This is a genomic window from Haliea sp. E1-2-M8, from assembly GCF_030649675.1.
GTDB lineage: Bacteria > Pseudomonadota > Gammaproteobacteria > Pseudomonadales > Halieaceae > Haliea.
The window spans coordinates 17140-31305 of sequence record NZ_JAUTDR010000024.1 but is presented as its reverse complement, the minus strand read 5'-3'; the positions used below and the strand labels follow the sequence as shown (position 1 = coordinate 31305).

General features: G+C 65.0%; 11 protein-coding genes. 6 read left to right on the top strand and 5 right to left on the bottom strand.

The genetic code is table 11. The features are described 5' to 3' along the window. Positions 1–41: 41 nt before the first annotated feature. The 3 genes from Q6D67_RS17235 (at position 42) to Q6D67_RS17225 (ending at position 3677) form a co-directional block, all read left to right on the top strand. Positions 42–803, top strand: coding sequence for a triacylglycerol lipase (locus Q6D67_RS17235; protein ID WP_304706912.1), 762 nt, complete (start codon positions 42–44; stop codon positions 801–803). A gap of 139 nt (positions 804–942) precedes the next feature. Continuing rightward, the gene (locus Q6D67_RS17230) at positions 943–2637 is read left to right on the top strand and encodes an FAD-binding protein (RefSeq protein WP_304706911.1); all 1695 of its coding nucleotides are present in this window, start codon (positions 943–945) and stop codon (positions 2635–2637) included. Continuing rightward, the gene (locus Q6D67_RS17225) at positions 2634–3677 is read left to right on the top strand and encodes a Rieske 2Fe-2S domain-containing protein (protein WP_304706910.1); all 1044 of its coding nucleotides are present in this window, start codon (positions 2634–2636) and stop codon (positions 3675–3677) included. Before Q6D67_RS17230 ends, Q6D67_RS17225 begins: the two co-directional genes overlap by 4 nt. Here the strand turns inward: Q6D67_RS17225 and Q6D67_RS17220 are convergent. Further along, entirely contained in the window at positions 3674–6580 is a 2907-nt protein-coding gene (locus Q6D67_RS17220; protein WP_304706909.1) for an insulinase family protein, read from the bottom strand. The two genes, Q6D67_RS17225 and Q6D67_RS17220, sit on opposite strands and share 4 nt — an antisense overlap. A gap of 251 nt (positions 6581–6831) precedes the next feature. Between Q6D67_RS17220 and Q6D67_RS17215 the strand changes: the two genes are divergently transcribed. Together Q6D67_RS17215 and Q6D67_RS17210 are read left to right on the top strand one after the other, a co-directional pair. Continuing rightward, complete coding sequence (locus tag Q6D67_RS17215) at positions 6832–8133, top strand: alkyl sulfatase dimerization domain-containing protein (protein ID WP_304706908.1); 1302 nt, start codon at positions 6832–6834, stop codon at positions 8131–8133. Beyond that, a complete protein-coding gene (locus Q6D67_RS17210; RefSeq protein ID WP_304706907.1) occupies positions 8130–8945 on the top strand; it encodes an SDR family oxidoreductase in 816 nt (271 codons plus the stop codon). The genes Q6D67_RS17215 and Q6D67_RS17210 overlap by 4 nt, the downstream gene beginning before the upstream one ends. Positions 8946–9006: 61 nt before the next feature. Here the strand turns inward: Q6D67_RS17210 and Q6D67_RS17205 are convergent, their stop codons facing one another. Continuing rightward, positions 9007–10080 carry an MBL fold metallo-hydrolase gene (locus Q6D67_RS17205; RefSeq protein WP_304706906.1) on the bottom strand — a complete coding sequence of 358 codons (1074 nt, stop codon included), beginning with the start codon at positions 10078–10080 and terminating at the stop codon, positions 9007–9009. Positions 10081–10197: 117 nt separating this feature from the next. On the opposite strand from Q6D67_RS17205, the gene Q6D67_RS17200 reads away from it, so the two are divergent. Then, entirely contained in the window at positions 10198–10581 is a 384-nt protein-coding gene (locus tag Q6D67_RS17200) for a DUF6746 family protein (RefSeq protein ID WP_304706905.1), read from the top strand. A 33-nt stretch (positions 10582–10614) separates the two neighbouring features. Here the strand turns inward: Q6D67_RS17200 and Q6D67_RS17195 are convergent, their stop codons facing one another. From Q6D67_RS17195 to Q6D67_RS17185, 3 genes are read right to left on the bottom strand one after another with little or no spacing between them, the layout of a single operon-like run. After that, positions 10615–12756 carry a PQQ-binding-like beta-propeller repeat protein gene (locus Q6D67_RS17195; protein WP_304706904.1) on the bottom strand — a complete coding sequence of 714 codons (2142 nt, stop codon included), beginning with the start codon at positions 12754–12756 and terminating at the stop codon, positions 10615–10617. Between the two features lie 8 nt (positions 12757–12764). Further along, entirely contained in the window at positions 12765–13181 is a 417-nt protein-coding gene (locus Q6D67_RS17190) for a PaaI family thioesterase (RefSeq protein WP_304706903.1), read from the bottom strand. Positions 13182–13220: 39 nt separating this feature from the next. Further along, on the bottom strand, positions 13221–13766 hold the full coding sequence (locus tag Q6D67_RS17185; RefSeq protein ID WP_304706902.1) for a nuclear transport factor 2 family protein: 546 nt from the start codon (positions 13764–13766) through the stop codon (positions 13221–13223). Between the last annotated feature and the right edge of the window lie 400 nt (positions 13767–14166).

Sequence of the window (14166 nt, the reverse complement as noted above, 5' to 3'; positions counted from 1 at the left end):
ATTAGCGCGTATACTTGGGACTAGTGCAGTGGAGCAGCGTCATGTCAGCAGCGATCTCACAGCTACCACCCCGGCCCCCCCTGCTTCGCCACAGTGTCACCGAACTCGGCCGCGCCTTTCTGGAAATGGGTGGCTCGGCGCTGTTGCAGCCCTTGTCGCGGCTATTGCCGCGAGGCGATGGCCACAGCGTGGTGGTCCTGCCGAGTTTTATGGCTTCGGACTCTTCCACCGCCGGATTGCGCCGCTTTCTCACTGAGCGCGGCTACTGTGCCCTGCCCTGGGGTCTTGGCCGTCACGGTGCCGGGGACCGGGCCCGCAGCCTGGAAGCGTCCCTGGCTGCGCGTACGGAAACCGAGGAGCGGGTTGCTGCCCTGGTCGAGGCGGAATACCTGCGCAGCGGCCGCAAGGTGACCCTCATCGGCTGGAGTCTCGGCGGCCTGGTCGCGGCTGCGCTGGCCCATCGGTACCCGCAATGGCTGCGCCAGGTCATTACCCTGGGTACCCCCTACGGCGATCCCCGTGGTACCGCCCTGTATCGGGTGATGAGTGGGCGCAGTGCCAGCCCCGTGGATGAAAAAGCGATCAAACGCTGGGTCCGTCACGCCTATCGCGGCACCTTGCAGGTGCCAGTGCTGGCGCTCTACAGCAAGACCGATGGCATTGTTGGCAGCGACATCGCCCTGTGCCAGGGGGACGCGCGCTGGGTACGCAATGTTGCCATCCCCGCCAGCCACATCGGTTTCCCGTTCAACCCCCTGGTGCGGGCCGCCATTGCCAGGGAGTTGGCCGCAAGCCCGGAGTGACAACCGAACTGCGCCACTGACCCCCACCGTACAGGCATTCATACCAGCCCCGGGTTTACCGCCGCGCGGGTTTCAGTGCCGCCGCCAGCCCCCGTATCCTCTGAGGTTCTTCGAACAACGATGATGCACGGGGTGGCGGTTGCGGTACGATCACGAGGTAGACTGGCTGGTGGCCGGCAGCGGTGCGGCCGGCATGACCGGCGCGGTGGTGGCCCACCAGTTGGGTGGCAGCGCCTTGGTAGTGGAGAAAGAATCCCGCTACGGTGGCACCACCTGCAAGTCTGGCGGCGTAGCCTGGATTCCGGGTAATCATCGGCAACCAGCCCTGGGCGTCGCCGACAGCACGGAGGAGGGCTGGCGCTACCTGCACGGCCTGATCGGTGACACTGTCAGCGAACCCCGACTGCGCGCCTATGCAAGCCGCGCGGCGGAGATGCTCGCGTTCATGATGGATCACAGCCATGTGCAATTCACGCCCTTGCCGACCTACATGGATTACTACCCGCAGGTCGAGGGCTACAAGTCCGGCGGTCGCTCCATGGATCCCGGCGCCTTTTCCCTGCGCGCCCTGGGCGCGGAAGCGGACCGTATCCGCGATGATTATTTCTCGCTGCTGAGCTTCAATATCACCGTCCCCGAAGGCCGCAGGCTCGGTGCCATGGATCTGGGCGCCTACTGGCTGGGTTTCCGCCTGCTGGCACGCTACTGGCTGGACCTGCCGGCACGGCTCAAGGGCAAGACAGACCAGCGTGTGACCCTGGGGCCGGCCCTGGTGGCGCGGCTGCGCCGCTCGCTGCTGGACCGGGACATTCCCCTGTGGCTGGATGCGCCCATGCGCGAGCTGCTGCTGGAGGAGGGCAGGGTCTGCGGTGCCCTGGTGGAGCACAAGGGGCAGCCGTTGCGGGTCAGGGCGCGGCGCGGGGTGCTGCTGGCTACCGGTGGCTTCGCCCACAATGCGCTGCTGCGACAACAGTTCCAGCAGGCACCGATCGGGTCCGAGTGGACGGCGGCGGCCCCCGGCGCGAGCGGCGACGGGATTGTCATGGGGCGCGCCCTCGGTGCCGCGCTCGATTTCATGGGCAGTGCCTGGTGGTCGCCCACCTACCGCATGCCGGATGGGCGCGTGCTGGCCCTGATCGCCGGCAAGGCCTACCCGGGCTCGATCATGGTCAACCGCGCCGGCCTGCGTTTTACCAACGAGGCCCAGCCCTACGAAGATCTGGTCAAGGACCAGTACGCCAGCGAGCAACGCGGCGAAGGGGCGATACCCTGCTACCTGCTGTTCGATGCCGGCTACCGCCAGCGCTACCCCGTGGGGCACATCAAGCCCGGCAAGATGACCCGGGATGAGAACCTGCCGGCAGAGATGTTCAGCTCCGGCCTGTTAACCAAGGCAGACAGTCTGGAGGCGCTTGCGGCTCAACTGGGGATCGATGCGCAGGGCCTGGCCGCGACGGTGGAGCGTTTTAACGTCAATGCCCGCCTGGGGCGGGACCCTGACTTCGGCCGTGGTGACAGCGAGCACGACCGCTATTACGCGGACCCGAAGGTGCAGCCCAATCCCTGCCTGGGTCCGCTGGAAACCGCGCCCTACTATGCCTTGCGCTGCGAGGCCGGTGATCTCGACACCAAGGGTGGTCTGCGCTGTGATGAACACGGCCGGGTGCTGGATGAAGCCGGTGCCGTCATTCCCGGCCTGTATGCCGCCGGCAACACCAGTGCCGCAGTGATGGGGGACACCTATCCCGGCGCCGGCGCTACCATCGGTTCCGCCATGACCTTTGCCTACATTGCCTCGCGCCACGCGTTCGCCGAAGAGGGAGACTCCGCATGAGTGACTACAAGTACGCCTTCCTGGAGCCCGGCCGCTTTGCCCGCGGCTGGCATATCGTGGCCTTTTCCCGCGAGCTGGCGGTGGGACAGGTGCAGCGCCTGCACTACTTCAATCGTGACCTGGTGCTGTTTCGCGGCGAATCGGGCACGGCTGCAGTCGTCGATGCCCACTGTCCGCACCTGGGTGCCCACCTTGCCAGTGACGGCGGGCGCTTGAGCGGCGACACTATTGCCTGCCCCTTCCACGGCTGGACCTTCGCCGCTGACGGCGAGTGCGTGGCCATACCCTATGCCAGCAAGATTCCCGAGCGGGCGCGCCATGCCCTGCGTGGCTGGCCGCTGCGGGAGGCCAGTGGCTTTATCGCCCTCTGGTACGATCCCTTGAATGAACCGCCGGAGGACTACCTGCCGGACATTCCGGACTGGGGCAGCGGAGAGGGCGGCTGGGGCGACTGGCATTTTCACCGTTCCCGCATTCGCGCCCAGCCCTGCGATGTGATTGAGAACATTGTCGACATCGCGCATTTTCCCCATGTCCATGGTGGCGTGGTGAAAGCCTTCGAGAACCGCTTCGGTGAGCGCACGGTGACCCAGCTCTCCACCGTGCAGCGCTCAGCCGATGCGCGCATGGTGGTGCCACCGGATCTGCCTTTTGACATGGAGGCCCTGAGCCTGCAGGCAATCGAGCAGCCGGCCGACGCCTGGGGTGACGCCACTTATCACGGCCCGGCAATCATGTATTACTACACCGAGTCGCGCAGCAAGGAGTTGAGCTACAAGAGCTGGTGGGTGAACTATCACACTCCGGTGAATGACACCGAAATGGACCTGTGCAGCGCTATCATCGTCAGTGGCCTGGACGGGCAGCCGCTGCCGGAGGAGTTCGTGCAGCAATACGCGCTCGGCGCCCACGCGGCCTTCGGTTCCGATGTTGAAATCTGGAAGGACAAGATCTACCAGGCCGACCCCATCCTCTGTGACGGCGACGGCCCCATCAACAAGCTGCGGCGCTGGTATGAACAGTTCTACCTGCCGCGCTAGTCTGACGCGTCACGCTTCTGCAGCGCCATCCGGGCGTGGAATTCAGCCAACCCGGTAATCGGTTCCACCCCGGGAATGACCGCGAAGGGCGCATCGGCAAACCGGGTGCCGCGCAACTGCAGCAACAGGCTGCTGCGATCCTCGGCCAGGACGCTGTCCCGGTAAAAATTCTGGATATCGGCCAGTGCGGTGTCTTCAACCGCGGCAATCAGCCTGGCGCGAGAATCAAAGTCGTAGCGCTCCCGGTCCCAGTCCTGCAGGAAGGGTGCCGCCTCCTCGGCAAGGTTTTGCGGGGGCTGTCTGAGCTCGTTCAATACGCCGTCCCGGAGCGGGGTGAATTCCTGCAGATCGAGCTTGCTGAGGCTGTCGGCGTACTCCGCGGTGAAACGCTGCAAACGGGCAAACATGTCCGCTGCATTTTTGACCGGGGTTTGAATGTACAGCCCGACAAAGCCGAAATCACCCAGTGCGTTGCCCAGGCCGCCAGCTGCGTAGCCAAGCTGTTCTTCGGTGCGCAGCTGAACGAAAGCGCGATCCCCAAGATGCGCCCCCAGCACCCTGGCAGCGGCAATGCCGGCAAAGCCCGCTTCCGGGGCGAGGTAGAGGTGCAGCATGCCGAGGTCCTCCACCGCCGTGTCCTCCGCCAGCACAACCGATTGTCCGCGGGTGGGCGCATACAGGTCACTGCGCGTGTAAGCCCTGGCGCTGCGCTCGGGGAACTGTGAGCTCAGGGTCTCGACGAGGGCTTTGGCGTGGTCAGCGTCGTAGTTCCCAAACAGGTAGCCGCGAATATGGTTGTGCGCCAGGGTATCGCTGATGAAAGCCTGGAGCTGCTCAAGCGTAACTGCGGCAGCGGCGTCGCGCAGGGTACTGTCATCGTAGCGTCCGCTGTAGGCAACCCGTCGCAGCGCGCTGAACAGCTGCTCAATGGCGATGCTGCGGCGGTCGTTGTCCAACTGGCGCAGGAAACGATCCCGCGCCTGTTCCAGGTCCTGGGCGCCGGGTTTGAACTGCAGGCCGGCCAGGGCCTGTTGCAGGAATGGCAGTTGCTTGTCGGTAAAGCCCGTCACCGACAGACGGATGCCGTCGTCCACGCTGACTTTGGCGTTCATGCCGGCAATCGCGGCCTCGGTAAACCAGGCCTTTTGTCTTTGCTGGTAGAGGTCCGCCCACAGCGCCAGCAGCACGCTGCCGGTGGCGCTTTCCTGCCGCGCCGGGGTGTTGAAATAGAGCTGGGTATAGCCCCTGGGCTGCTCTGCAAAATGCTCGCTGCCCTGGAGCCAGAGCTCGATACCATCGCTGTCCACAACGCGGGTAGGCTCAGTGGCCGCGGCGTGCAGTGCAAACTTCTCCGGCAACAGCGTGTTCAGGGCCGGCAGAGCCAGGCCGGCCTGCTCTGCGGCGGCTCGCTGCTCGTCCGCTGACGGCAGCTCCAGCGGCCGGATCTGGTAGCGGCCGGTGAAAAACTCCAGCTCCACCTCGGTGGGTTCCTGCTGGGAGATATACCAGACCCGCAGGGCTGCGGGCGTCAGTTGCCCCAGCACAGCGTCCACCGCCGCCTTGTCGAACCCTTCGAAGCGGTAGTTGGCATCCACCGCGTGCAGCACCGGGTAATGCTGCATGGCCTCGGCGAGGTTGGCGACATAGTCAAAGCCGCGCTCGCGCTGCAGAAACTCGAAGGCGTTGTCCAGGGAGGTCTTGAACTCGCGCGCATAGCGGTCGGAAACGCCCGCCGCCCGCAGCTGTTCGATATAACCGAGAATCAGCGTCACCATGGTTTCCCGGTGTGCCATGCCCTCGCTGGTCACCTCGACCCCGATACTGAAGGCGCCGTAATTGCCATACAGATCGGGCTGTACGGTCACTGTGAAATCGCTGGCCCAGCCGCGTTCCTTGAAGGTGGCGGCCGGTGTGCCCGGCATTTCGGAACCCAGGATATAGGCCAGGTACTGGTTGGGCTTGCTGCGGAACTGGTCGCGGTTGTTGCTGATCAGGAACTCGAGGCTGAGCTGGCGCAAGTCTTCCTGGGGCCGGTAGTGAACGCGCTGACCGCCGATGCCCGCGAGATCCAGGCCTGCGTCCACTTCGGGCTTGGTGATTTCCTTGTTTTCGACGGCGCCAAAATAGGTGCGCGCCATGATGCGCATTTCCGCCAGCGGCATGGGGCTCAGCATGACCAGCTTCATGATATTGGCTGAATAGTAACGCTGGTAGAAATCGACCGTGGCGTCATGCAGGCTGGAACCGGGTTTGTCCGCGAGCGTGTCCAGGTTGCCGACCAGAAAACGGTTGGCCGGGTGCTCACCCAGCATCGCCCGGTCCAGCTCGAAGATCCCGTCAAAGTCGCGCGCACGGCGCATGGACCACTCGGCATGGACGGCATTCTTTTCCTTCTCGATGTAATCCGGATCCAGCAGCGGGTTGCGGAATACGGCGGAAAACCGGTGCAGCGCCTCGGTATAGTGCGCATTGGGGATTTCGAACATGTAGTTGGTCAGATCCAGCCAGGTATAGGCGTTGTGGGTGCCGCCATGCTGGCTGATAAAGCTCATAAAGCCGTCGGGCTCCGGGTAGTCCTCCGAGGCCAGCAGCAGCATGTGCTCCAGATAGTGCGCCATCCCCTGGTACTCCATGGGATCCTGCAGCATGCCTACCCCGACGCTCACGGCCGCGGAGGAGGTCTGCGCGCCCGGATCGGAGACCAGGAGTACCTCAAGCTGGTTGCCCATGGTGAAGCTGCCGTATTCGCGGCTGTCGGAGGGACTGGTGATAACCTTTTCCTCCGCGACCGGCTGCACTATCTCCGGCATTGCCGGGGGCTCGCCGCGCTGGCAGCCGGCCAGCAACAGGACGCAGAGGGCCAATAAAGAGTACAGATGGCGGGAGACGCAGAGAGGACGCATGGAGTGGCTCCTGGGGTGACAGGCGGCGGATGATGGCCGCAGACCGGGGCCGCTGGGGAACACAGCGGGCGGGCCTAACGTGACAACCATAAATGACAGTACTGTGAGTGCGCAAGTGAGGACGCCAACGCTTCTCAAGGGCTCCTGTGCCACATGGACGTAGCCCCTTGTGACCACGGCAGCGTCGACGCACAATGCATCACCAATCAGGTCCGTAAACAGAAATCATTTTCGATACCAGGGGGCGGCAGATGCCAGCACGTGAACCACTCTACAAGTCCCGACCCGTGGAGCCCAACGCGGCACGATTCGGCGCTCGACGGATCAACGATTTCATCCTGCTCTGCGAGGCCTTTTCCAACAGCTACCTGTTGCAGACACCCGAGGGCAATATCCAGATCAACGCCGGTATGGGCTTCGAGGCGCCCGTGATCCAGCGCAGCTATGACGCCTTCACCGACCATCCCACACGCTACCTGATCCTGACCCAGGGCCATGTGGACCATGTGGGAGGCACGGCCTGGCTGCGGCAGCGGCACCCGGGCCTGACGGTGATCGCCCAGGCGGGCAATGTCGGGCACCAGGCCTATGACGGGCGCCTGCACGCTTTTCGCGGCAGCCGCTCGGCGTTCGCCTTTGCCGACAAATTCCAGGAGGTTTTTGCCTATTATGCGGCGCAGGGTTACACCGACTTTCCGCAGCAGGATCGGCCACTGCCGGATCTGCTGGTGGAGGACAGGCACAGCTTCGTCCTGGGCGGCCTGGAAGTCGAGTTGATCGCGGTCCCCGGCGCCGAGACCAATGACTCCCTGATTGTGTGGCTGCCACAGCACCGCATCTGTTTCACCGGCAACCTGTTCGGCTGTCCCTTTGGCCATTTTCCCAACCTGGTCACCATTCGCGGCGACCGCTATCGCGACGCACTGGTCTGCGCGGCGGCGGTGGAAACCGTCAGGGCGCTGGAGCCGGTGACCATTCTCTACGGCCACCACAGCCCCGTCGACGGTGCGGAACTGATTCAGCGGGAGCTGACGGTGCTGCGGGATGCGATTCTGTACGTACACGACGCCACCGTTGCCGGAATGAATGCGGGCAAGGATGTACACAGCCTGATGGCGGAGATCGAATTGCCGCCGGAGCTGGAGGTGGGGCAGGGCTACGGCAAGGTGTCCTGGGGCGTGCGTGCCATCTGGGAAAACTATGCCGGCTGGTTTCATCACCGTTCCACCACCGAGTTGTACCCCGTGCCTGCGAGCGCGGTGTACAGCGACCTGGTGGAGCTGGCGGGTGGCGCCAGCGCCATCGCCGGGCGCGCGGAGCAGAAACTCGCCGCGGGCGCAACCCTGGAGGCGCTGCACCTGCTGGATATCGGCTTGCATGCAGAGCCGGATTGCGCAGAGCTGCAAGCGCTGGCGCTCGCCGCCCACGAAACCCTGTTGGCCGCCAGCGACAACTTCTGGCTCAGCGCCTGGCTGCGACACCAGATCCAGCGCCTGCAGGTACCGATGCCCGCGGATTCTGGCACCGACTATCGGGAGCAATCCACCTCATGACCGAACAACAACCGCCCATGACGGACGCTGACTTTGCGACCCGGTATGGGCCGGCGGCGCTGGTGACCGGCGCCTCATCCGGCATCGGCCGCGCCTTTGCGGTCGAGCTGGCCGCCCGGGGCCTGGACCTGCTGCTGGTGGCGCGCCGGGCAGACCGGCTGCGGACCCTGGCGGCCGAGCTTGAGCAAGCTCACGGCGTGGCCGTGAGGGTGTGTGCTGCCGACCTCGCCGAGCCCGCTGCGGTGGAGCAGATCATGGCCGCCGCTACGGGGCTGGAGATCGGCCTGCTGGTCAGCAACGCGGGATTTGGCCTCAAGGGTGCGCACCAGGACATTGACCCCGCGCGGATGGCGGCGATGTTGCAGGTCAACTGTGCCGCGCCACTGCAGCTGAGCCATCGATTAATGCCGGGACTGCTGCGGCGTGGGCAGGGCGGCATCATCATCACCAGCTCGGTCGAGGGCCTGATGGGGATTCCGTACTCGGCGGCCTATGCCGCCAGCAAAGCCTTTACCAATAGCCTGGGGGAATCCCTGTGGGGGGAGTTATCGAGTGCGGGGGTGGACGTGCTGGCACTGTGCCCCGGCAGTACCGATACCGAGGCCCACGCCCTGCAGGGCATTGACAGCAGCACCCTCGAGGGCATGATGTCGCCGCGGGATGTGGTTTTGGAAGCGCTGGCCAATCTGCGCAACGGTCCGGTGTACGTCGCTGGTGAGCAGAACCGGGCAATGTTCGACGCACTCACCGGCATGCCCCGTCGGGAGGCGTTGCTGCAAATGGCCGACAATATTCGCGCTGCCCAAAAATAAAGGACCTGACCCTTTATTTTCATAAAGTAAATAAAGGGTCAGGTCCTTTATTTTGTGAACTTTAGAGCCGGTGGCGACCGACCTTTATCGCATCGCTGTTGGCGGGCAGTGACACTGTGGTGCCATCCCGCGCCAGGGTGTGCGCGCTGAAGATGTCGGCGACACCCTGCAGCCACGCGGCCTCGGCGCCGGGTATCGGGGGCAGTGCCGGTACGATGTGGTAGAACAGCAGGTGTCCGGCTCCGGCGTCGCGGGCGACTTCTGCCGCCTCCACCGGGCTGGCGTGGTAGTCGAGTATGTCCAGGGCAATCTGCGCCATGCCGCTGTTGCCGGTGGTCTCGGCGGCACTGTTGATGATCATGACCAGTTCCGGCGACAGCGCTTCATGCACCAGCAGGTCCACGTTCTGCGCCTGTTGGGCTACGGCTTCGGATTTGATGGTGTCGCCCGACACGACCAGGCTGCGGCCGCGGTAATCGACCCGGTAGCCCAGCGCCGGGCTTGCCGGATCGTGGTCCACTCTGAAGGCAGTGACCTTGAGGTCCCCCCCCAGATTGATTGCGCGCAGTTTGCCGCCGCCGCCCGGACCCAGGCTGTGCGCTCGCATGCCCGCACCGCGCAGGGGCACCACAGCTTCGCCGTGGTGCGCTGTGCGATAGCGGACATCCAGCGCGTAGGCCCGATTGAAGCCGTCGACCACCTGCTCCACGCCCGTGGGGCCGTAAACCGGCAATGGGTCCTGATGGCTGCCCTGGACCCAGCGCAGGGTCGCGAGCTCACCGAGGCCATCGATATGGTCGGAGTGGAAGTGGGTGAGGAACACGGCCTCAATCGCACCGACCGGGTAGCGCATACGCACCAGGTTGCGCACACCGTTGCTGCCCGCATCGATTACCAACAGTCGCTCGCCGGCGCTGATTGCCAGGCAGGGCCCTGATCTGACCGCATCGGGCATGGGACCGCCGGCACCGCAAACTGCCACGTGCAGCCCATCTTCCAGAGTTGCCAGCGTGTTGGCCGACATCATGGCGGGCGCAAGATGCGCGATCACCCGCTCCGCGAGGGGGCCGCGCTGGGTGTAGAGGGCGGCTGCCGCCAGCGCCAGGATACCGAGAGCAAGTATTGTTTTTTTCACCGGTTAGTCTCTGTGGTTGCACAACCCACATTGTCGCACTGTGGCGCCGCTTATGGCAGGATGCGAGCAACAAGTGAACTTGCGTGCAACGCGCGCCTCCAGTCCCAAGGACTTCTCATGAAAATACCTTTTGCCCTGACCCTGGCCGCCCTGGCCCTGACGGCCGCGCCGGTTATCGCCGACGACCGCCCTGAACACTATAAAGGTGAACCGTCGGCGACCCTGGAAGAGGCCTTCGCCAACCTGGCCGAGTACAACACCCGGCTGCGCGCAATTCTGGACAAGGGCGAGGTGCAGGGCGACGATTTCAACGAGGTTCACCGCCTGACCTACACCCTGGAAAACGCCCTTGGGCGTATTGAGGACGAATTGGAAGAGCTGGAGGATGACCTGGAGGAGATCCACCAGGCTTCGGAAAAGGGCGACAGCGAACGCATCGGCAACTACGGGCCGCGCTATTTTGAGCGCGCGGACCAGTTACTCAACGCTGCGGGGAACTGAGTTTCGGGGTCGCGCTCCCGGCGCCCCCTCCGCTCAGGGCGCGGGGCTTGCGGGCAGGGCGAAGGCCAGGTACTGATCCCCGGTGGGGGTGCCCAGTTTGCCGCCGCTGGCGGTGATGACGATGTACTGGCGACCGTCGATCGCATAGGTGGCCGGGGTGGCGTAGCCGCCCGCGGGCAATTGGTACTCCCATAACAGCTTGCCGTCTGTCTTGTCGAAGATCCGCAGTTTTTCATCGGAGCTGGCCGCGATAATCAGCAGTCCGCCCGCGGTGACCACGGGGCCGCCAAAATTGCGGGTGCCGGTGGGCGCAATCCCGCGCTCGGTCAGCGCCGCATATTCCCCCAGCGGTACCTGCCAGCGTATCTTGCCGGAAACAAAGTCGATGGCGGTCAGGGTGCCCCACGGCGGCTTGATGGCCGGGTAGTACTCGGCGTCGACAAAGTCACGATAGCCGGCAAACACGTGCACGGTTTCGGTGGTTGCATCCGCGGCTTCGCCACCCCTTGCGGCAGGCAGTTCTCCAGCGCTGTAGGCAAACAGGTAGTCCACCACCGCCTCCCGCTCGTGGCGCGAGAGGTGGCTGAAAGGCATCATGCGGCCTTTGCCGGTGGTGGTGATGTCGAAGGCGTCACGCTTGCTGATGCGCTTCTCCACTCCGGTGAGTGGCGGTGCGTAGGGGTAGAACCCCTCCAGATTCACGCCATGGCAGCCGCTGCACTGTTGCCGGAAGACAAATTCGCCCACGCCCATGCGGGATCCCCGGCCTACTTCCACCGCCTCCATGCGCAGGATGTTGGGCGCGTTGGTGGCGTTGATATAGTACAGGTTGGTGGCCGGATCGAAGGCGCCGCCACCCCAGTTGGCACCGCCATAGAACCCCGGCAGCAGAATGCTTTTGCGCAAGCCGGCGGGGCGCAGCCAGGCCAGTTCGTGCGCTTCCTCCCAGACCTTGCGCGCCGCGGCATTGGCTTCAGCGGAGAGGTTGGTCAGGTCGTCCGCGGTCATCTGCTGGCGGGCGAAAGGTTCCGGTAGCGTCACCCGGGGCTGGGTCGGGTAGCTGTAGACGCCTGGAATGTCCGAGCCCGGCACCGGCACTTCCGCGATCGGGAATACCGGCTCGCCACTGTCGCGGTCGAACAGGTAGACCACGCCCTCCTTGGAGGCCTGGGCCACCAGGTCGCGGGACTTTTCGCCTGCGGTGACGGTGACCAGCGCCGGTGCCGAGCTGAGATCCCGGTCCCAGAGGTCGTGGTGCACCGTCTGGAAATGCCAGCGACGCTCGCCGCTGCGGGCATCCAGGGCCAGCAGGGTGTTGCCGAACAGGTTGGCGCCCGGGCGCCCGGAGCCGTCGAAATCCGGTGCCGGGGAGCCGGTAGGGATGAAGACCAGCCCCCGCGCCTCATCCACGCTCATGCCGGCCCAGGCGTTGGCACCACCGGCGGTTTCGCGCGCGTCCTCGGGCCAGGTGTCGGCACCGAACTGGCCGGGCCGGGGAATGGTGTGGAAAGTCCACGCCAGCTTGCCGCTGCGCACAGCATAGGCGCGGATATCACCGGGGGCGGAGCCTGCGGTCTCGGTGACCGCCGAGCCCATGATGATGAGGTCCTCGAAAATAACGCCGGGGGAGGGCGCGTTGATACTGACCAGTTCCGGGTCCCGGCCCAGGCCCTCGCGCAGGTCGACGCGGCCGTCACGGCCAAAGCTGGTGACGAGCTTGCCGCTGCGCGCGTCCAGGGCCAGCAGGAAGTGGCCGGTGCTGAACAGGATGCGGGCGTCATCGCCGTCGGCCCAGTGAGTCACCCCGCGCATATTGGACAGGCCCGCATGCTCCAGCGGCGGACTGAAGGTCCACAGCTCTGCACCGCCGGCCGCATCCACCGCAAACACGTTGTGCAACGGGTTGCGCCCGTACAGCACGCCATCGACCACGATCGGATTGACCTGCAGCTCCGAGCTGGGGGGCAGGGCCCGACCGTCGGCACTGGCGTAGCGCCAGGCCAGTTCCAGCTCCGCGATGTTGCCGCGGTGAATCTGGTCCAGGGCGGAATAGTGGCTGTTGCCCTGGTCGCCGCCGTAGGTTTGCCAGCCGCTGTAGTCCTGCGCCTGCAGCGCCTGGGCGCCCAGCCCTGTGAGCAGAGTCAGCAGGGCGATACGAACACGGTAGGCTGGCATGGAATTCCCTATCTGCGGCGCACGAGTTTGGCCGTGGAGGAGGCGGTCGCCGCGACCAGTCCTTCGGCATTGATCAAGGTGCCTTCCAGAAAGGCAATGCTGCGGCCGCTCTTGATCACCTTGCCGCGCGCGGTGAGGCGACCGGCCAGGGTAGGTTCGAGGAAGCTCACCTTGAGTTCCAGGGTCGGCAGGGCGACCACGTCGGTTTCCTGCAGGAACAGGGCGTGGGACATGGCGGCGTCCAGCATCACCGTCACGTTGCCGCCCTGGACGATGTTGACCGAGTGGCAAAACTGCTCGCTGACCTCGAATTCCAGCTCCGCAGTGCCGGCCTCGCTGTCAAAGTCCAGCAGGCGGGTATTGAGAATCTGCAGGCAGGGTGGCAGGTGTTCGTTGGCGGCGGCGAGCCGTTCTTGCTTGGTCACGGGTATCCCTTGTCAGTATGGGCCGCGCGGGGCGGCGAATCAGCGCTTGCCCCACTGCAGCAGGTCGAAAATGGAGTAGGACGGGTCCGACGGGCCGGGCTTGCCGATGTGGGCGCCCTTGATGATCGGGTTGTCCAGGTTGACGATCGACGGCTGGTGCAGGTTGGCCCAGTCGGCATCCACTGCGCGATAGCTGAACTTCCAGACACCGTTGCGTTTCTCGTAGCGGTCAAAATAACGGCCGCCGATCAGCAGGTCAAATGGACCTTCGTCGGTGCGGATCTTGTGGAAGGCGATGATGTAGACCTCGCCCTCGGCGCGGTCACCGTCGAGCTTGATGTTCACGGTAGTGACGTTGTGGTGCAGGATCTCCATGTTGGCCTGGATATCCGGCAGGGTGTCGATGAACTCCATCGCCAGGCCCTTGAAGAAAGAGCCGTGGTCGTCGATAGCGTCCTCGTGGTAGAGCGAGCGGAACTTCTCGTTGTCGTGGCGATCGGCCGCGTTGCAGTAGGCGTTGATCAGTTCCATGATCGCCTGCTTGTCGAGCAGGGCCTGCAGCTGTTGTTCGAGGTTCGGGTCCATGGGCTGGGCCTCCGGCGGGATGAAACGGGCTTCAGTTAAAACAATGGCGCCCGGAGGCGCCACCGACTTTCCGGGCAGTGAGGAAATCGCGCGCGGAGTGCGCTCCTACCCCCCCTTGAGGTGGGAGCCCGCTCTGCGGGCGATCGCGCGGGGACCGCGCTCCTACCCCCCCGTGAGGTGGGAGCCCGCTCTGCGGGCGAACGCGCGGGGACCGCGCTCCTACCCCCCCGTGAGGTGGGAGCCCGCTCTGCGGGCGATCGCCCGGGGACCGCGCTCCTACCCCCCCTTGAGGTGGGAGCCCGCTCTGCGGGCGATCGCGCGGGGACCGCGCTCCTACCCCCCCTTGAGGTGGGGGCCTGCTCTGCGGGCGATCGCGCGGGGACCGCGCTCCTACCCCCCC

Coding starts and splice junctions, on each gene's coding strand:
- Q6D67_RS17235 (WP_304706912.1), top strand. CDS start 42: ATGTCAGCAGCGATCTCACAGCTACCACCCCGGCCCCCCCTGCTTCGC.
- Q6D67_RS17225 (WP_304706910.1), top strand. CDS start 2,634: ATGAGTGACTACAAGTACGCCTTCCTGGAGCCCGGCCGCTTTGCCCGC.
- Q6D67_RS17220 (WP_304706909.1), bottom strand. CDS start 6,580: ATGCGTCCTCTCTGCGTCTCCCGCCATCTGTACTCTTTATTGGCCCTC.
- Q6D67_RS17215 (WP_304706908.1), top strand. CDS start 6,832: ATGCCAGCACGTGAACCACTCTACAAGTCCCGACCCGTGGAGCCCAAC.
- Q6D67_RS17210 (WP_304706907.1), top strand. CDS start 8,130: ATGACCGAACAACAACCGCCCATGACGGACGCTGACTTTGCGACCCGG.
- Q6D67_RS17200 (WP_304706905.1), top strand. CDS start 10,198: ATGAAAATACCTTTTGCCCTGACCCTGGCCGCCCTGGCCCTGACGGCC.
- Q6D67_RS17195 (WP_304706904.1), bottom strand. CDS start 12,756: ATGCCAGCCTACCGTGTTCGTATCGCCCTGCTGACTCTGCTCACAGGG.
- Q6D67_RS17185 (WP_304706902.1), bottom strand. CDS start 13,766: ATGGACCCGAACCTCGAACAACAGCTGCAGGCCCTGCTCGACAAGCAG.